Origin of the sequence: Microbacterium sp. (assembly GCF_036823965.1) — a bacterium.
GTDB lineage: Bacteria > Actinomycetota > Actinomycetes > Actinomycetales > Microbacteriaceae > Microbacterium.
Genome location: NZ_DAITBE010000002.1, coordinates 140,093 through 156,665, shown reverse-complemented (window position 1 = coordinate 156,665; position 16,573 = coordinate 140,093). Strand labels below are relative to the sequence as shown.

The window sequence follows — 16,573 nt, the reverse complement described above, 5'->3', positions numbered from 1 at the left end:
CGAAGGGATCGGACGCTATGCCTCGGTCGCGGTCTTCCCCGGCACGTCAGCGGATTCCGTCGCGACCCAGCTGGCGAGCATCTTGAGCTTGTCCTCGGAGGGAGTGCTCGGTTCTGCGGTGTACGTCGCCATGCGCAGGCCCGGATCGGCCGGCAGCTCGAAGGCCTCGTAGACGAGCTCGATCTCGCCGACGATCGGATGGTTCAACCGCTTCACGCCGCTGCGGTGATAGCGCACGTTGTGGGCCGCCCACAGCGTGCGGAAGCGTTCGCTGCGGGTGGAGAGCTCACCGACGAGATCGCTGAGCTTGCGGTCGTAGGGGTTGCGCCCTGCCTCGCCGCGGAGCGCTGCCACGAGGTCCTGCGTGTTGCGCTCCCAGTCGACGTAGAAGTCCTGTGCCGCCGGGTTCAGGAAGGCGAAGCGCGCACTGTTCGGCTCGGCCTCGGCCCAGAGCGGTGCGTAGAGCGCTCGACCGAGCTCGTTCGCACCGAGGTAGTCGAAGTAGTTGTTGCTGACGAGGGCGGGCGCCCCGGTCATGGCGTCGAGCAGTCGCTGGATGCTCGGCCGGATCGTCTCGGCCTTCTTGCGCGGCTTGCGCGCCACCGGGGATGCGTTGGCAGTGCGGGCGAGGTCGAACAGATGCGCGGTCTCGGCGTCGTCGAGCTGCAGGGCTCTGGCGAGCGAGTCGAGCACGCTGTCGGAGACGCCGGAGAGGTCGCCACGCTCGAGGCGCGTGTAGTAGTCGACGCTCACGCCGGCGAGCAACGACACCTCTTCGCGGCGCAGACCGGGCACGCGGCGGTTGCCACCGAATGCCGGGAGTCCTGCCTGGTCGGGGGTGATGCGGGCGCGCCTCGTGGAGAGGAACTCGCGCACGTCGCTGCGGGTGTCCATACTCCGACGCTACGCCCTGTAGGTCCGCGCAGGGAGGTACTGGCAGTACCGGGGAGAGCCGTCACTGCCCCGGATGCCGCAGCAGGAGTGCACTGGATGCATGACCTCGAAGCGGAACACGACAGCGATCCTGACGATCATCCTCGTCAGCTATTTCATGATCCTGCTCGACAACTCGGTGATCTTCACCGCACTGCCGAGCCTGCAGGCGGACCTGGGCCTGTCGTCGTCCGACCTCGCCTGGGTGCAGGACGCCTACACGCTGGTGTTCGGCGGCCTGCTGCTGCTCGGCGCGCGAGCCGGTGACCTGCTCGGACGCCGTCGGGTGTTCGTGTTCGGCCTCGTCGTGTTCTCGATCGCGTCGCTGCTGATCGCCGTCGCCCCGGCAGCCTGGTGGATCATCGCCGCGCGTGCCGTCCAGGGCGTCGGCGCGGCGATCGTCGCCCCGTCCGCCCTCTCGCTGCTCACCGCGAGCTTCGAGGGACCGGAACGGGACCGCGCCGTCGCCTGGTACGCCGCGACCGCCGGCATCGGCGCGAGCCTCGGGATGCTCGTGGGCGGCGCCGCCGCCACCCTGCTGAGCTGGCGCGCCGGCTTCTGGATCAACGTGCCGATCGGCATCGCGATGATCGTGCTCGCTCCCCGATTCCTGCCCGAGACGGATGCCGCGCGCGGCCGTTTCGACATCACCGGCGCCCTCACCTCGACGCTCGGCATCGGCGCACTCGTGTTCGGACTGCTGCACGGTGCCGAGGCCGGGTGGGGCGACCCGATCACGCTCGCGTCCTTCGCCGCAGCCATGGCGATGTTGGTCGCATTCGTCCTCGCCGAGGCGCGCGCCGCGCAGCCCATCATGCCGCTGCGTCTCTTCGGCAGCCGCATCCGAACCGGCGCCTACCTCGTCCGCCTCACGTATCTCGGGGCGATGATCGGGTTCTTCTTCTTCACGACCCAGTTCCTGCAGGGTGTGCTCGGTTTCACGGCATTGCAGGCGGGTCTCGCCTTCCTTCCGATGACGCTCGTGAACTTCGCGGTCGCGCTCGCGATCCCACGCCTGGTCGGCCGTGCCGGCAACACCTGGCCGCTCCTCGTCGGCGTCGCGCTGACGCTGGCCGGCATGCTCTGGCTCAGCCGCCTCACGCCCGAGAGCGCCTACCTGACCGCCGTCGCACTCCCGATGCTCCTGATCGGCACAGGCCAGGGTCTCGCGTTCGCACCGATGACCACGTTCGGCCTCTCCGGCGCATCCACCGCCGACGCAGGTGCCGCATCCGGCGTCGTCAACACGTTCCACCAGGTGGGGATGTCGCTCGGCCTCGGCATCCTCGCGGCGGTGGCCGCGGCATCCGATGTGCCAGGCACCGCGCCGTCGGTCACCCTCACCGCCGAGGTCTCCGCAGCGCTCACCGGCGCGACCGTGCTGCTCGGCATCGCCCTCGTGCTGGCGCTCACCCTCGTTGCTCCCCACCGCCGCACTGCCACGATGCAGGGTGGTAACGCCAGCCCCTCCCACTCCCCCGCATCCGTTCCCACACTGGAGGTATGACCATGAATCTCACCCTGAACAACGGCGTCACCATGCCGGCACTCGGCTTCGGCGTGTTCCAGGCGGCTCCCGAGGAGACCGTCGCAGCCGTGGAGTCGGCCCTCGAGACCGGCTACCGTCTCATCGACACCGCCGCGGCCTACGGCAACGAGCGCGAGGTCGGCCAGGCCATCCGCCGGGTCGGCATCCCCCGCGACGAGGTCTTCATCGAGACGAAGGTCTGGATCAACGACTTCGGCTACGACGAGACGCTGCACGCGTTCGAGAAGTCGACCGGCAAACTCGGCGTCGATCAGCTCGATCTGCTGATCCTGCACCAGGCGCTGCCCTCGCGCTTCGACCTGACAGTGGGCGCGTACACGGCGCTCGAGACGCTGCTCGCCGACGGCCGCGTGCGCTCGATCGGTGTCAGCAACTTCATGCGGGAGCACCTCGCACGCCTGGCCGACGAGACCTCGATCGTCCCGGCCCTGAACCAGATCGAGCTGCACCCCTACTTCCAGCAGCGCGATGTGCAGGACGCGGATGCCGCGGCCGGCACCGTCACGCAGGCATGGTCGCCGATCGGCGGGATCACGTCGTACCGTCCGAACGGTGCATCAGCGTTCGACGACGAGACCCTCAAGGCGATCGGCGCCGAGCACGGCAAGTCTCCCGCCCAGGTGATGCTGCACTGGCACCTGCAGCAGGGCCGCTCGGCGCTGCCGAAGTCGGTGCGCCCTGCGCGCATCGCCGAGAACTTCGACGTGTTCGACTTCGAACTCACCGCCGATCAGCTCGCATCGATCGACGCACTCGACACCGACGTGCGCCGCGGTCCCGAGCCCGACGACGTCACGCTCGAGACCTTCAGCCGGGAGATCCCGGAGGCATGACCCGTCCGGCGCACTCGAATCCGACGACGTCGACTCACCAGAAGGAGCATCACCACATGCGTGGAGTCATCATGCACGGACCCGGCGACGTCCGGGTCGAGGACCGGCCGAAGCCGACCATCACCCGCCCGACGGATGCCGTCATCAAGCTCGCGGCGACCTGCATCTGCGGATCCGACCTCTGGCCGTACCGCGGCGCAGACGGCGTCGACGCCACCCCGATGGGCCACGAGTACGTCGGCGTCGTCGAGGAGATCGGTGACGCCGTCGAGCACATCAAGGTCGGCGACTTCGTCGTCGGGTCGTTCATGGCATCCGACAACACCTGCGAGATCTGCCAGGCCGGCTATCAGTCCCGCTGCATGCACGTCGTCTCGATGGGCAGCATCGGCACCCAGGCCGAGTACGCGCTGATCCCGCACGCCGACGGAACGCTGGTCGCGACGCCTGGGCAGCCTGATGCCGACCTGGTCCCGGCCCTGCTGGCGGCGTCCGACGTGCTCGGCACCGGGTGGTTCGCCGCCGTCGCCGCCGAGGTCGGGCCCGGCAAGACCGTCGCCGTGGTCGGCGATGGCGCGGTCGGGCTGCTCGGCATCCTCGCCGCGAAGGAGCTCGGCGCCGAACGGATCATCGCGATGAGCCGGCATGCCGACCGCCAGGAGCTCGCCCGCAGCTTCGGCGCGACCGACATCGTCGAGGAGCGAGGCGATGCCGGCGTCGCCAAGATCAAGGAGCTGACGAACGGGCTCGGCGCGCACTCCGTGATCGAGGCAGTCGGCACGCAGGAGTCGATGATGCAGGCGATCCGCTCGACTCGCCCTGGCGGGCACATCGGCTACGTCGGCGTCTCGCACGACGTGGAGCTGCCGGGGAACGAGCTGTTCTTCTCCGGCGTGCATCTGCACGGTGGTCCGGCGCCCGTGCGACGGTTCCTGCCGAAGCTCATCCAGCTCATCTGGGATCGCGAGATCGACCCTGGCGTGGTGTTCGACCTCACACTGCCGCTCGAGGATGCCGCAGAGGGCTACAAGGCGATGGACGAGCGCCGCGCCACCAAGGTGCTGCTGACTCTCGGATCGGCCGAGGAGCAGCGCGCGTGAACGTCGAACCTCGCGTCCCGACCGTGAAGAACCCTCCGGAGCAGTTCACCGGTGACGTCTGGTTCGACCCGATCTTCGCACCGCACGATGCGGACCAGCGGATGTCGGGCGGACTCGTCCGCTTCGCGCCCGGCGCCCGCACTGCCTGGCACTCGCACGCTCGTGGGCAGTACCTTCGGGTGACCGAGGGCACCGCGCTCATCGGCACCCGCGACGGCACCGTCGTCGAGGCGCTGCCCGGGCAGACCGTCTACACGCCTCCCGGCGAGGAGCACTGGCACGGCGCCACCGAAGACTGCTTCATGCAGCACCTCGCATTGCTCGAGGGCGCCGACGACCCGACCGAGACCACGACGTGGCTGGAGCATGTGACGGATGCGGAGTACGGCCGGCGCTGAGCCGGTCCGCCTCCCGGGATGTCACAGGCCTGCGGCACCATGGGACGCATGACCGACGGCTACGATTCCGCGTTCCTCGCGACAGCTGTGCCGATCCCCGGACCGGCCGGGGAGGTCCGAGATCTCGCCTACCCGCGGTTCTCGGTCCTCCTCGACCCGGCACGTCGGCTCGCAGCCGTCACCGGGGTGAACATCGACGGCGCGCTGCTCCGCGACCTCCCTCGGGTGGGCGACTGGCGGCTCGATCCGAGGATCCCGGCCGAGGAGCAGACCGGACCCGAGGTGTACTCCCGGAACGACCTCGACCGCGGTCACCTGGTTCGCCGGCGCGATCCAGGGTGGGGAGAGACTGCGGACGCGCAGGAGGCGATGGAGGCGACCTTCTTCTATCCGAACGCTGCACCGCAGGCGGCCGGCTTCAACCAGTCGAAGGAGCTCTGGCTCGGGCTGGAAGACCACGTGCTCGCCTACGCCGAGACGACGGACCAGCGGTTGAGCGTGTTCACCGCTCCGGTGCTCGACGACGACGATCCCGAGTACCGCGGCATCCGCATCCCGCTCCGGTTCTGGAAGATCGCTGCCTGGCATGGACCGACCGGTCTTCGCGCTGCGGGCTTCGTGCTCGACCAGACCGAGCTCGTCGACACCCGCGACGGGCTGCTCGCCCACCCGCCGCTCGGCGCCTTCCGGACGTTCCAGGTACCCGTGGCCGACATCGCCGGGATCACCGGAGTCGACCTCGGCCCACTGCCGGCGTCGGATGTCCTGCAGGACCAGAACCTGCAGTCGGGTGGGTGGCGCTCGCTCGGTTCGGCCGAAGACGTCATCCTCTGAATCGCGCCGCGGACGTGTGACCTCTGTTCGCGCCCCTCCGATTCTTCCGCCCGGTCGGCGTCCGTCCTACGCTGTCGTGATGAGCGAAGCGCTGGACGATGGACCGTTCTTCCACGGCACGAAGGCAGATCTCGCGGCGGGTGAGCTGCTGACTGCCGGTTTCCGGTCGAACTACCGACCCGAGATCGTCATGAACCACATCTACTTCACCGCGCAACGCGACGGCGCCGGACTCGCTGCCGAGCTCGCGGCGGGCGACGCCGCCCCGCGCGTGTACGAGGTCGAGCCGACCGGCGCGTTCGAGAACGATCCGAACGTGACCGACAAGAAGTTCCCCGGCAATCCGACGCGGTCGTATCGCAGCACCGAGCCGATCCGCGTGATCGGCGAAGTCCTCGACTGGACGCGGCTCACGCCCGAAGCGCTGGCGACGTGGCGGGAGCGGATCGCGACCATCAACGCCGAGCGCGGCGAGATCATCAACTGACGTCACCACCGACCGACCTGACTGCTCTGACTGGCTTACAGGCGGCGAAGGCACAAGGTCGCGTTGCTGGACGCCCCGAGGCTATCGGCGGCACACCGGCGCGTCAGGCACAGAAGCTCCGCGATGGTGGAGAGAGCGTGCCTGACATCGCGAAGGTTTTCGGCGTCAGTATTGCCACGGTCTATCGGATCACCAAGAGTAGGTAGCTATGGACAACGCGACGGATCAGCGGACCTTCTGGTAGTCCTTGCACCACCCCCGCGCCGACGTCGCACGCATGGTCGGAATCTCCCCCGCCCCGCGCCGCGGATCACGGCTCCCCGTCGACCGCGCCGAGTGGTACCGAGGACTCCTGACCCGTCACCGGCACACCGAGACCCACAACAACACGTGGGCCCGCAGTCTGATCGGCGCAGGCCCGTTCGTACGCTGTCTGACCGCGGGGACGATCAGCTGCCAGGACGTCTACCGAGTGAAGCATCAAAGTTGGCTACGGTATATTCGCTTCGATCTCGTCTGAATCCACCGCTGCTGTCAAGGATTCCGCGAGCGAATCAACGGTGGATCGAGCCTGAGCGTCTGCCTTCGCTGCGACTGACGACGTTCCCGTTCGCGAGATGGTGATTGTCAAGCCGCTCTCACGCACGATAACAGCCTGCTCGAAATCGGGTCCAATGATGCTCAGTCGTTCCGAGCCGCTCGCTAGGATCGTCGAACTTGCGGTTCCGCCAGCGCTCATTTCCTCGACGGATGCGGGGTGCTCCGGTCGTTGAATGCTGAGTGTGTATGCATCGTTCCCGCTGACATACATGGCCATAGCCGCGTGCAGCTCCGGGTACTCCTGCGCGCTGCTCTGTTCAGCACCAACGGGCAGCACCTCCGCGGCGATACCGACAAGCACCGTCAGCAGATCACCCTCGGCACTCTGTTCAGGCATTGGGACCTCCTTCTCCGCATGATCCGGCGGTTGCTCAGTCGCCGTCGGCGCGGGTGCGGGCGCTGCTGTTTTCGACTGAATGGATGTCGGCGGTTGAACGGAAGCGATGGCCGCCTGTGAAGCTACTGCGCCGCCCACAACGAGCGCTACCGCGGCTGTCGCCGCTGCGATCCATCCGATTCGTAGTCTCTTCGTGTTCATGACAGACCACATGCCCATGCACTCATGTACGACCTCATTGTGATGTATTGATTTTGAGTGTTCGACTTCACTAGCCAAGTGTTACTCCACAGCTGAAATCGCAAACCGTCGAGTCCGACGTTGTAGTAGGAACCATTCTGATTCGTGATCCCACTCCACACCACGTAGGACTGGGCCCTCGTCAGGGTGTTCGGCCCTGCTACTCCATCCGCACTCAACCCATTCTGCTGCTGCATTCGGATAGTCGCGCCGCGAGTGTTCAAGCCAAACCCGCAATCAACACGGCCTGGATTGAACCCTTTTGCTGCCAAGATGAACTGGAATCCGCCAACGTTCGAGCCGTAGTTCATCCATGTTGCTCCGAGCCAACACTCGTCATCACCCCATGTTCCTCGGAACGTGTCGGAACAACTGGGTGAGTTCGGTACGTTAGCCGAAGCGGCCTGCGGAACTCCCAGCACAGCAACGCAGATGAGCGCTACGGCACCGACTATTCCTGCGATACGTCCGCCAGTTCGTCTGGGATTACTGCGTCTCATTTCGCCTCCATTGGCGAGTTGTGTGCGCACACAGGTCGGCCGGTCGAACACCGCGCACGGAAGTGCAGGACTTGGCGGCCTCTACGATGAGATGCCTGATGTAGACCTTCCGCCTCCACCGACGTCAACCTGCTCCCGACGTCGTGATGCGACCGTAGTCCTACACGGCGCCACACACTATCCCCATTCCGGGGGGGCATCTGGCCGGCGACGAGCCACAAATGCTCATCTCGGAGAGCAACTGTGCGGGCTGCTGCGGCAAGCACCCCGCCCGGCGGGAACGCTCGCAAAGGTCGAGCCGCCAGCAAGAAGGCTGCCTCTTCATCCCCGACAGTGCGCGAGCCGAAAGGAGAGCCCAGAGCGACGGCATGCCCGTGAGGCCAACGACCACGAGACGACGGCAGACATCGTCACGTGTCTCGTAAAGACATGAACTCCGATCGTCGACCGGCGCTCGTCGATATCCGGCAATTCGCTTCGACAGGCTCACCGGCACGAGTTGGAAGACGCGGTCGTATCGCAGCACCGAGCCGATCCGCGTGATCGGCGAAGTCCTCGACTGGACGCGGCTCACGCCCGAAGCGCTGGCGACGTGGCGGGAGCGGATCGCGACCATCAACGCCGAGCGCGGCGAGATCATCAACTAGGTCTCGCCCCGCCGCCGGTTCTCACGCGTCCCCCGTACATGCCTTCCGATGCGCTGTTGGTATCGGGTGATCAGTCTCTCGAGTGCGACGGTGACGGGAGGATCGTCGATCAGCCAGAGATGGTGCGGGCCGCCAGCAGCTCGCCGCCAGCATCTGTGACGGTCAAGACCGTCCCGGGGTAGGAGCCGATGCCCGCGACACCCAGCACGAAGATGACTGTTGCGGGCTCGGTGATTGCGCCGGAGACGAGGCGTGCGCCACGTGAGCCCAGTCGGCTCTGTGACCAGGATGGCGGAATGGAACCGGACGTGGTGATCGCCCACTGGTTCGCGGTCCCGTCGATGTTCACGTCGACGGTGACGCCGGCGGGCAGTGCCTGGGTGGTCGTGAGGAAGACCGGGAACTGCGTGGCACTGCTCGTGTCGGCGGTCACGGCGACCGCGTCGGCCACGCTCGCGGCGGCCAGGGGCGTCGCCACGGCCACGGCGACGACCGGGGCGGCCCAGACGGCGCCGATCACGGTGCGACGAGACAGGGCGCGATCGTCGGGCGAAGTCATGGCGAAACGATATCAGCGCCGTGTGGCCAGCTGACCTCGTCCCCGTCCAGGCGGCATCGGACACCTCTTGGCCGACAACGCTTTCAAAATTCCGTGACCAAACCGTTGCATTCGTTATCTCGCCGTTATACAGTGATCACACGGTGAATGTTTGCTGTGGCACTCACCGCATGTGATTGCAGGACACTCTTGGTGCAAGGGACAAGGGCCGGTCGGAAGCCTCTCCGATCGGCCCTTACTGTTCGCACTATTCTGTGAGGATGACCGATCGCAAGCTCGCCCTGCAAGCATGGGAGAGCCTGTTCCGCGCACAGCACGAACTGTTCACCGAGATGATGGCGGACTTCGAGGACTCCGACCTCGCGCAGGCCGAGTACGACGTGCTGCTCACGGTGACGCGCTCCCCCGACATGGTCGCTCGTCTGCGTGACGTGACCGCGAACATGCTGATCAGCCAGCCGAGCGTCTCCCGCCTGGTCGATCGGATGGTCTCCCGAGGACTCATCTCGAAATGCGCCGACCCCGAGGACGGCCGCGGCTCGCTGATCAGGGCGACGGAAGCCGGCGCCAGGACGTTCCGGGCACTCGCCACCGTGCACGGACGGTCGATCGCCGAGCGGATGTCCAGCCTCGACGACGGCGAACTGCGCCAGCTGCGCGACCTCGCGGAGAAGCTCCGCAAGGGCTGAGCACCTCCGCCCGCACCGCGCACCTCTCCGATCTGGCAGGGTGGGTCGTGAAGGCGCGCATCACGGCGCGTCCGAGACCGCCCCCTCGGGGGGAACCAGGGAGGTCATCCATGGAGATCGCCGGAGCTGTCGGCATCCTCGTCATCGTCGGTGTCGCTGTCGTCGCCGCAATCGTCATCCTGCTGATCCTGTTGCTGTTCGCACGCAGTTGGATCAAGGTGGCCCGAGCCGACGAGGCCCTCGTCATCTCGGGACGCAAGCAGAAGGTGCAACGCGCCGTCCTCGCTGCAGACGGTTCGAGCCGCGACGAGATGTCCGAGTCGCCCGTCACGGTCATCGTGAACGGCAAGTCGCTCGTCAACCCGATCACGCAGCGCCACGAGATCATCTCGCTGCGCTCGCGCCAGGTCTCCCTCAACGCCGAGGCGCAGTCGCTCGACAGCGTCACGCTGAACGTCGACGGCGTCGCGATCGTCAAGATCGGCTCCGACCCCATCCTCGTGCGCCGCGCAGCTGAGCGTTTCGCCTCGCAGGACAAGGCCATCGAGCAGTTCACGACCGAGCAGCTGGAAGGCGCGCTCCGCGGCATCGTGGCCACGCTGTCGGTCGTCGAGCTCATGCGCGAGCGCAAGAAGTTCTCCGACCAGATCGCCGCCGACGTCTCGCAGGAGCTCGCCGAGCAGGGTCTGATCCTCGACTCGTTCCAGATCAAGGGCATCACCGACAAGGTCGGCTACATCCAGTCGCTCGGTGCTCCCGAGATCCAGGCAAAGCGCCAGTCCGCGGAGATCTCGCAGACGAACGCCGACCGTGCGATCAACCAGAAGAACATCGCGAACCAGGAAGCCAACCTGATCGAGCAGACCGCGCTCGACACCAACACGGCGAACTCCAACGCCGGCATCGGCCGGGCACGCGCCGAGGCGGAGCAGGCCGAGAACCTCGCCCGCGAGCAGGCGCAGCAGGCGGTGCTGCAGCAGCAGGCCGAGAACCGTCAGGCCCAGCTGGATGCCGACGTGAAGCGCGTCGCCGACGCGCAGCGGTACGAGGCGGAGACCCGCGCCCAGGCCGAGCTGTACACGCGTGAGCGTGCGGCCGAAGCCGCCGCGATCGAGCAGGTCAAGCAGGCAGAGGCCCGCACCCGCATCGCCGAACAGCAGGCGCAGGCCGACAAGGCTCGTGCCGATGGTGAGGCCGCAGCCGCGGTCGCGAAGGCACAGGGTGAGGCAGACGCGCTGCGCTCGCAGGCGGAAGCCGAGTCCGAGGCACGCCGACTGCGCGCCAACGCCGAGGCAGACGCCATCCGCGCCGAGGGTGACGCCCGAGCGGCCGCCCTCGAGGCGGAGGCGAAGGCCATCGCGTCGAACCAGGACGCCTTCCTGTCGCAGCGCGTGCTCGAGGTGCTGCCGTCGATCATGGCGGAGTTCTCGAAGGGCTACGCGGCGATCGGCAACGTCTCGATCATCGGCGGCTCCGGCGAAGACGGCGCGTCGCAGGTCGTCGGCGCCGACAGCGCGATCGCGATGCGGTCGGTGTTCGACAGCGTGCACTCCGCGACCGGGCTCGACCTGGCCGGCATCATCCAGGGCCAGGCCGTCGGCCGCGGCATCGGCGAGGGCGTGGCTGCGGCCACTGCGCCCGCACCCGCGAAGACCCGGGTGTCGAAGCCGACCACTCCCCCGCCGCCGCCCGCGGCTCCGTCGCCCAGCGACGAGTAGTCCAGGGAACACAGCGGATGCCGCGGCCGAATCGGTCGCGGCATCCGCTGTCTCCGGGCCGCGAACTCTGGCAGCGCTCCACGACTCCGGAGATCCGGGCAGACTGAGAGCATGACGTCCGCCGCCTTCGACCTCGCCACGATCGGTGCCGGTCTGTCGTTCGCGGCAGCGGTCGACGAGCTCTCGGCGACGCTCGACGCGAGCACGTCAGCGGTGGTGAGCGCACCCCCGGGCACTGGGAAGACCACGCTCGTGCCGCCGCTGCTCGCATCGCGTTCCTCCGGCCGTGTGATCGTCACCCAGCCGCGCCGCGTCGCCGCCAGGGCGGCCGCACGCAGGCTGGCACAGCTCGACGGATCGCCGCTCGGCACTCGCGTCGGGTTCACCGTCCGCGGCGAGCGCCTGGTCTCGCGGGAGACGCGAGTCGAATTCGTCACGGCGGGCGTGCTGCTGCGTCGCCTGCTGGATGACCCTGGCCTCGCGGGTGTGGATGCCGTGATCATCGACGAGGTGCACGAGCGCGCGCTCGAGACCGACCTGCTGATCGGCCTGCTCTCGGAAGTGCGCGAGCTGCGAGACGACCTCGTGCTCATCGCCATGTCGGCGACGCTCGACGCCGCGCGGATCGCCGACGTCATCGGCACGGCGGACCAGCCGGTGCCGGTCGTCGACCACGTGGTCCCGGCCTACCCGCTCACCGAGCGCTGGGCCCCGAGCCCGGCGCCGCGCCTCGACGAACGCGGCGTCACCTGGGCGTTCCTGGACCACGTCGCCCAGACCACGGCATCCGCCGCCCTGGATCTGACCCGCCACGATCCTGCGGCCGACGTGCTGGTCTTCGCCCCGGGCGCCCGCGAGGTGTCGGAGATCGCCCGCCGCATCCGCGACGCGACCGGAGCCTTCGACGTGCGGGAGCTGCACGGCCGGATGCCGGCAGCCGAGCAGGATGCGGTGATCCGCGGCCGCCGCCCTGGCGAGCAGGCCCGCATCATCGTCACGACCTCGCTCGCGGAGTCCTCCCTCACCGTGCCGGGCGTCCGGGTGGTGGTCGACACCTGCCTGGCCCGCGCCCCGCAGCGCGACGCCTCACGTGGGATGACGGGACTCGTGACCACCGCAGCCTCCCGCTCGTCGTGCGTGCAGCGCGCCGGCCGCGCCACCCGCCAGGGACCGGGGATCGTGGTCCGCTGCGTCGACGAGCGCACCTACGCCACCGCCCCCGCCCGCCCCACTCCCGAGATCGCCTCGAGCGACCTCGCGGATGCCGCCCTGCTGTTCGCCTGCTGGGGTGCGCCCGGCGGGGCCGGCCTGCGGCTGATCGATCCGCCGCCCGCCGACAGCCTGGCGGACGCCGTCACCGTGCTCCGCGGTCTCGGTGCGATCGACGACGACGGTCGCGCCACCTCCGAGGGGCGTGCATTGGCCCGCATCCCGACGGATCCGCGGCTCGCCCGCGCGCTGCGTGACGGCAGCCCGGTGGTCGGCGCTCGACTCGCCGCGGAGGTCGTCGCGCTGCTGGGTGGCGACGTGCGCATCGCGGATTCGGATGTCGCGCAGGCACTCATCGCGCTCCGAGGCGGGCGGACGCCCGATGCACGCCGGTGGCGAAGCGATGCGGATCGTCTCGAACGAATGACCACGTCGACGCCTGGCGTGCGCTCCGATCTCGACGGGGTCGGCCTCGTGATCGCGCTGGCGTTCCCCGAGCGGGTCGCCCGCCGCGTGGACCGCACTGCCGTCGGAGCGACGTACCTGCTGGCGTCGGGAACCCGTGCAGGGGTGAGCGGTCCGCTCGCAGCGGTCGAGTGGCTGGCCGTCGCCGACGTCGCGCGTGCGTCAGGCCGAGCGGCCGCCGGTTCCGGCGCGATCATCCGCTCGGCAGCCGTGCTCACCGAGGAGCAGATGGCACAGGCCGCGAGTCATCTGATCACCGACCGTGTCGAGGCGGAGTTCGCCGACGGTCGAGTCCAGGCTCGCCGCGAGCGCCGCGTCGGCGCGATCCTGCGTTCCTCCGCCCCGGTGCGTGCATCGGCCGACGAGGGGCGCGATGCCGTGCGCAGAGCGCTCCGGCGTGACGGCCTGAGCATGTTCACCTGGTCCGGCACGGCCGTGGAGCTGCGATCCCGCCTGGCGCTGCTGCACCGCGAACTGGGATCGCCCTGGCCGGATGTGTCGGATGCCGGACTTCTCGCCGCCCTCGACGCGTGGCTCGCACCGGAGCTCGACGCGCTGGCCGGCGGCACCCCACTCGCACGGCTGGATCTGACGACCGCGCTGCGCCGGCTGCTGCCGTGGCCCGAGGCGACGCGTCTCGAAGAGCTCGTGCCCGAGCGACTCGAAGTACCGAGCGGCTCGCGCATCCGCATCGCATACCCGGCCCCCGATGACCCGGACGCCCGACCGGTCGTCGCGGTGAAGCTGCAGGAGTGCTTCGGCTGGGCCGAGACCCCGCGGCTGGTCGATGGACGCGTGCCGGTGCTCTTCCACCTGCTCTCCCCCGCAGGGCGCCCGCTCGCCGTCACCGATGACCTCACCTCGTTCTGGTCCGGCCCGTATGCCCAGGTGCGCGCCGAGATGCGCGGACGCTATCCGAAGCATCCGTGGCCGGAGGACCCCTGGGCCACCGCACCCACCAGGCACACCAAGAACCGGGCCGCGCGCTGAGCGGCCGCCCTCAGCGCGTCCGACGACGCAGCGTCAACGAGGCCAGCACCAACGCGGCCACCGCGAACCCGAGCACGACGAGCAGCGGACCGAACACGTCCCACCCCTCATCGCCGGCAGTCACGGCGTTGATCGTGTCGATCGCGTAGCTCAACGGCAGCCAGTCCGAGATGGCGTGCAGCACATCGGGCATCTGGTCGCGGGGCATGAAGAGTCCGCCGAGGATGATCTGCGGGAAGACCAGCAGCGGCATGAACTGCACGGCCTGGAACTCCGTCTGCGCGAACGCGCTGGCCAGCAGCCCGAGCGCTGTGCCGAGCAGCGCGTCGACGACCGCGACGAGACCGAGCTGCCAGAGCGGACCGTCGACGTCGAGCCCGCAGACCCCGACCGCGAACGAGACGGTGATCACGGCCTGCAGCACGGCCATCAGACCGAACGCGAGCGCGTAGCCGAGGATGAAGTCCGCCTTACCCAGCGGCGTGGTCATGAGCCGCTCGAGCGTGCCGGAGCGCCGCTCGCGCAGCGTCGTGATCGAGGTGATCAGGAACATCACGATGAACGGGAAGAGCGCCAGGATCGCGCCGCCGAAGCGGTCGAACACCCCGTCCTGATCGCTGAACAGCCACGCGAAGAGACCGACAAGAAGGCTGGGCGCGATGAGCATGAGCGCGATCGACCGCGGATCGTGGCGCAGCTGGGCGAGCACGCGACCGGCCGTCGCGAACATGCGCACGCCGTTCACGACTCCACCCCGCCGCCGTCGGTCCGTGCGTCTCGTCGCGACCGCCTCGTGCCACCGGACGCTGCGCGATCGCGCTCGATCAGCGCCAGGAACGCGGCCTCCGGGTCCGTGGTTCCGGTGTCGGCCAGCAGCGCTCGCGGAGTGGTGTCGGCGATGACCCGACCGTCCCGCATGAGCAGGAGGCGGTCGCAGCGGAGCGCTTCGTCCAGCACATGGCTCGAGACGATGAGCGTGACACCGCGATCGGCAAGGCCGCGGAAGAGCTCCCAGAGCTCGGAGCGCAGCACCGGGTCGAGGCCGACCGTCGGCTCGTCCAGCACCACGAGTTCAGGCGATCCGATCAGTGCCATTGCGAGCGAGACCCGCGTCGACTGTCCGCCACTGAGCGAGTCGACCAGCTGACCGGCCTGCGGTCCGAGTCCGACCTCGGCGATGACACGGTCGACGTCGCCCTTCGGCGCCTTCAGCAGGGCAGCGAAGTACGACAGGTTCTGGCGCACGCTCAGGTCGCCGTAGACCGCGGCGCCCTGCGTGCCGTATGCCACCCGATGCCGCAGCTGCCGCGAACCGCCCGGCTCGCCCAGCACGGTGACCTGTCCGGACGCGATCCGCTGCACGCCGACGATCGAGCGCATGAGTGTGGTCTTGCCGCAGCCCGACGGACCCAGCAGTCCGGTGATCTGCCCCCGCGGAATCGCGAGGTCGACCCCATCGAACACCGAGGTCTTCCCGCGCCGTACGTGCAGGTGCGAGATCTCGACGGCGAGAGTATTCGTCATGCGATGAATTATGCGCCTGCGAGTGGCGCCAGCCTACGACTTCCGCAGCGGACGGGGTCGACGTCAGTCGAGCAGATGGCGGAGATAGCGCGGCGGTGAGTCGAGGAAGGACCGCCAGTGGTTCACGAGTTCGAGGTCGTTCCACGCTGCCTGGCGGATGCCCCAGTCGCCCACCTCGAGGATGCTGGCGCCGGGAAGCGCCGCGAGTACCGGCGAGTGCGTGGCGCACAGCACCTGGCCGCCCTCGCCGACGATGCGCTGCAGCACAGCGATGAGCGCGAGCGTCGAGGAGAATGACAGTGCGGCCTCCGGCTCGTCGAGGCAGTAGAACCCGGGCTCGTCGAACCTGCTGTCGAGCAGCGCGAGGAAGGACTCGCCGTGGCTCATCTCGTGGAACGGGACGTCCGGCCCGCTCATCGACGGGTTCTCTTCGAGGTAGGTGTAGAACGAGTGCATCGTCTCGGCACGGAGGAAGAAGCCCCACCGGTTCGCACCGACGCCGCGCTGCAGCTGCAGCCACTCGGACAGCGGGGACTCCGTCGGACGCGTGCTGTGCTTCGACTGCCGCGAGCCGCCCTCGGGCGACAGGCCGTACGCGATCGCGACGCCCTCGACGATGGTCGATTTGCCGCTGCCGTTCTCGCCGACGAGGAACGTGACACCCGGGGAGAGGTCGATGCCCTCGCGCAGCACCTGGGCGACCGCCGGGATGCTCGTCGGCCACAGCGTGCCAGGTGTCGGCGCATCGTCGTTCGGTCGCACGGCCACGACCGGCTGCTGGCGCCGGCGCTTGCTGCGCGGGTCCCAGAACGGATCCATCACGCTCCCCTCGGTCGGTCTCCGAGGAGGCTACTCGCGATCACCGACACTGCCGAGCCACCCCCTTCTGTGCGAGCGGCCCCCTTGCGGACGCTCACAAGGGGGTGGCTCGCACACAAAGGGGCCGGTCGGCAGGAAGAAG

General features: G+C 68.6%; 17 protein-coding genes. 10 read left to right on the top strand and 7 right to left on the bottom strand.

All coding sequences use genetic code 11. From position 1 onward, the window contains the following. Positions 1 to 15: 15 nt before the first annotated feature. Complete coding sequence (locus tag V7Z82_RS04980) at positions 16 to 894, bottom strand: helix-turn-helix transcriptional regulator (protein ID WP_334148620.1); 879 nt, start codon at positions 892 to 894, stop codon at positions 16 to 18. A gap of 100 nt (positions 895 to 994) precedes the next feature. On the opposite strand from V7Z82_RS04980, the gene V7Z82_RS04975 reads away from it, so the two are divergent. The 7 genes from V7Z82_RS04975 (at position 995) to V7Z82_RS18115 (ending at position 6,340) form a co-directional block, all read left to right on the top strand. Beyond that, the gene (locus V7Z82_RS04975) at positions 995 to 2,440 is read left to right on the top strand and encodes an MFS transporter (protein ID WP_334148618.1); all 1,446 of its coding nucleotides are present in this window, start codon (positions 995 to 997) and stop codon (positions 2,438 to 2,440) included. Between the two features lie 2 nt (positions 2,441 to 2,442). After that, the gene (locus V7Z82_RS04970; protein WP_334149152.1) at positions 2,443 to 3,315 is read left to right on the top strand and encodes an aldo/keto reductase; all 873 of its coding nucleotides are present in this window, start codon (positions 2,443 to 2,445) and stop codon (positions 3,313 to 3,315) included. A 56-nt stretch (positions 3,316 to 3,371) separates the two neighbouring features. Beyond that, positions 3,372 to 4,415 carry a zinc-dependent alcohol dehydrogenase family protein gene (locus V7Z82_RS04965; protein WP_334148616.1) on the top strand — a complete coding sequence of 348 codons (1,044 nt, stop codon included), beginning with the start codon at positions 3,372 to 3,374 and terminating at the stop codon, positions 4,413 to 4,415. Continuing rightward, on the top strand, positions 4,412 to 4,813 hold the full coding sequence (locus tag V7Z82_RS04960; protein ID WP_334148614.1) for a (R)-mandelonitrile lyase: 402 nt from the start codon (positions 4,412 to 4,414) through the stop codon (positions 4,811 to 4,813). The genes V7Z82_RS04965 and V7Z82_RS04960 overlap by 4 nt, the downstream gene beginning before the upstream one ends. Before the next feature lie 48 nt (positions 4,814 to 4,861). Next, positions 4,862 to 5,647: a DNA/RNA non-specific endonuclease gene (locus V7Z82_RS04955; protein ID WP_334148612.1), complete on the top strand. Its 786-nt coding sequence runs from the start codon at positions 4,862 to 4,864 to the stop codon at positions 5,645 to 5,647. Between the two features lie 79 nt (positions 5,648 to 5,726). Beyond that, a complete protein-coding gene (arr, locus tag V7Z82_RS04950; RefSeq protein ID WP_334148610.1) occupies positions 5,727 to 6,134 on the top strand; it encodes an NAD(+)--rifampin ADP-ribosyltransferase in 408 nt (135 codons plus the stop codon). Beyond that, complete coding sequence (locus V7Z82_RS18115; RefSeq protein ID WP_442927587.1) at positions 6,080 to 6,340, top strand: helix-turn-helix domain-containing protein; 261 nt, start codon at positions 6,080 to 6,082, stop codon at positions 6,338 to 6,340. The genes arr and V7Z82_RS18115 overlap by 55 nt, the downstream gene beginning before the upstream one ends. A 284-nt stretch (positions 6,341 to 6,624) precedes the next feature. On the opposite strand, the gene V7Z82_RS04945 is transcribed toward V7Z82_RS18115, so the two are convergent. The 3 genes from V7Z82_RS04945 to V7Z82_RS04935 all read right to left on the bottom strand — a co-directional run bounded on the left by V7Z82_RS04945 (position 6,625) and on the right by V7Z82_RS04935 (position 9,017). Further along, positions 6,625 to 7,071 carry a hypothetical protein gene (locus V7Z82_RS04945; RefSeq protein ID WP_334148608.1) on the bottom strand — a complete coding sequence of 149 codons (447 nt, stop codon included), beginning with the start codon at positions 7,069 to 7,071 and terminating at the stop codon, positions 6,625 to 6,627. A gap of 197 nt (positions 7,072 to 7,268) precedes the next feature. Beyond that, positions 7,269 to 7,622, bottom strand: coding sequence for a peptidoglycan-binding domain-containing protein (locus V7Z82_RS18110; RefSeq protein WP_442927586.1), 354 nt, complete (start codon positions 7,620 to 7,622; stop codon positions 7,269 to 7,271). Between the two features lie 945 nt (positions 7,623 to 8,567). After that, a complete protein-coding gene (locus V7Z82_RS04935) occupies positions 8,568 to 9,017 on the bottom strand; it encodes a hypothetical protein (RefSeq protein ID WP_334148606.1) in 450 nt (149 codons plus the stop codon). A gap of 260 nt (positions 9,018 to 9,277) precedes the next feature. Between V7Z82_RS04935 and V7Z82_RS04930 the strand changes: the two genes are divergently transcribed. From V7Z82_RS04930 to hrpB, 3 genes are all read left to right on the top strand, one after another. Continuing rightward, positions 9,278 to 9,706 carry a MarR family winged helix-turn-helix transcriptional regulator gene (locus V7Z82_RS04930; protein WP_334148604.1) on the top strand — a complete coding sequence of 143 codons (429 nt, stop codon included), beginning with the start codon at positions 9,278 to 9,280 and terminating at the stop codon, positions 9,704 to 9,706. A gap of 110 nt (positions 9,707 to 9,816) precedes the next feature. Then, a complete protein-coding gene (locus tag V7Z82_RS04925; protein ID WP_334148602.1) occupies positions 9,817 to 11,424 on the top strand; it encodes an SPFH domain-containing protein in 1,608 nt (535 codons plus the stop codon). 111 nt (positions 11,425 to 11,535) lie between these two features. Continuing rightward, positions 11,536 to 14,088, top strand: a complete 2,553-nt coding sequence (gene hrpB / locus V7Z82_RS04920; protein ID WP_334148600.1) for an ATP-dependent helicase HrpB — start codon at positions 11,536 to 11,538, stop codon at positions 14,086 to 14,088. A 10-nt stretch (positions 14,089 to 14,098) separates the two neighbouring features. Here the strand turns inward: hrpB and V7Z82_RS04915 are convergent, their stop codons facing one another. The 3 genes from V7Z82_RS04915 to V7Z82_RS04905 form a co-directional block, all read right to left on the bottom strand. Continuing rightward, complete coding sequence (locus V7Z82_RS04915; protein ID WP_334148598.1) at positions 14,099 to 14,833, bottom strand: ABC transporter permease; 735 nt, start codon at positions 14,831 to 14,833, stop codon at positions 14,099 to 14,101. After that, complete coding sequence (locus V7Z82_RS04910; RefSeq protein WP_334148596.1) at positions 14,830 to 15,612, bottom strand: ABC transporter ATP-binding protein; 783 nt, start codon at positions 15,610 to 15,612, stop codon at positions 14,830 to 14,832. Before V7Z82_RS04910 ends, V7Z82_RS04915 begins: the two co-directional genes overlap by 4 nt. A gap of 63 nt (positions 15,613 to 15,675) precedes the next feature. Then, positions 15,676 to 16,431, bottom strand: coding sequence for an AAA family ATPase (locus V7Z82_RS04905; RefSeq protein ID WP_334148595.1), 756 nt, complete (start codon positions 16,429 to 16,431; stop codon positions 15,676 to 15,678). Positions 16,432 to 16,573: the final 142 nt, after the last annotated feature.

Excerpts from the sequence above, each read along its gene's own strand:
- V7Z82_RS04930 (WP_334148604.1), top strand. The coding sequence starts at position 9,278 with ATGACCGATCGCAAGCTCGCCCTGCAAGCATGGGAGAGCCTGTTCCGC.
- V7Z82_RS04925 (WP_334148602.1), top strand. The coding sequence starts at position 9,817 with ATGGAGATCGCCGGAGCTGTCGGCATCCTCGTCATCGTCGGTGTCGCT.
- V7Z82_RS04910 (WP_334148596.1), bottom strand. The coding sequence starts at position 15,612 with ATGACGAATACTCTCGCCGTCGAGATCTCGCACCTGCACGTACGGCGC.
- V7Z82_RS04965 (WP_334148616.1), top strand. The coding sequence starts at position 3,372 with ATGCGTGGAGTCATCATGCACGGACCCGGCGACGTCCGGGTCGAGGAC.
- V7Z82_RS18110 (WP_442927586.1), bottom strand. The coding sequence starts at position 7,622 with ATGAACTACGGCTCGAACGTTGGCGGATTCCAGTTCATCTTGGCAGCA.
- V7Z82_RS04945 (WP_334148608.1), bottom strand. The coding sequence starts at position 7,071 with ATGCCTGAACAGAGTGCCGAGGGTGATCTGCTGACGGTGCTTGTCGGT.
- V7Z82_RS04955 (WP_334148612.1), top strand. The coding sequence starts at position 4,862 with ATGACCGACGGCTACGATTCCGCGTTCCTCGCGACAGCTGTGCCGATC.
- hrpB (WP_334148600.1), top strand. The coding sequence starts at position 11,536 with ATGACGTCCGCCGCCTTCGACCTCGCCACGATCGGTGCCGGTCTGTCG.
- V7Z82_RS04970 (WP_334149152.1), top strand. The coding sequence starts at position 2,443 with ATGAATCTCACCCTGAACAACGGCGTCACCATGCCGGCACTCGGCTTC.
- V7Z82_RS04905 (WP_334148595.1), bottom strand. The coding sequence starts at position 16,431 with ATGGATCCGTTCTGGGACCCGCGCAGCAAGCGCCGGCGCCAGCAGCCG.
- V7Z82_RS04980 (WP_334148620.1), bottom strand. The coding sequence starts at position 894 with ATGGACACCCGCAGCGACGTGCGCGAGTTCCTCTCCACGAGGCGCGCC.
- arr (WP_334148610.1), top strand. The coding sequence starts at position 5,727 with ATGAGCGAAGCGCTGGACGATGGACCGTTCTTCCACGGCACGAAGGCA.
- V7Z82_RS04975 (WP_334148618.1), top strand. The coding sequence starts at position 995 with ATGACCTCGAAGCGGAACACGACAGCGATCCTGACGATCATCCTCGTC.
- V7Z82_RS04935 (WP_334148606.1), bottom strand. The coding sequence starts at position 9,017 with ATGACTTCGCCCGACGATCGCGCCCTGTCTCGTCGCACCGTGATCGGC.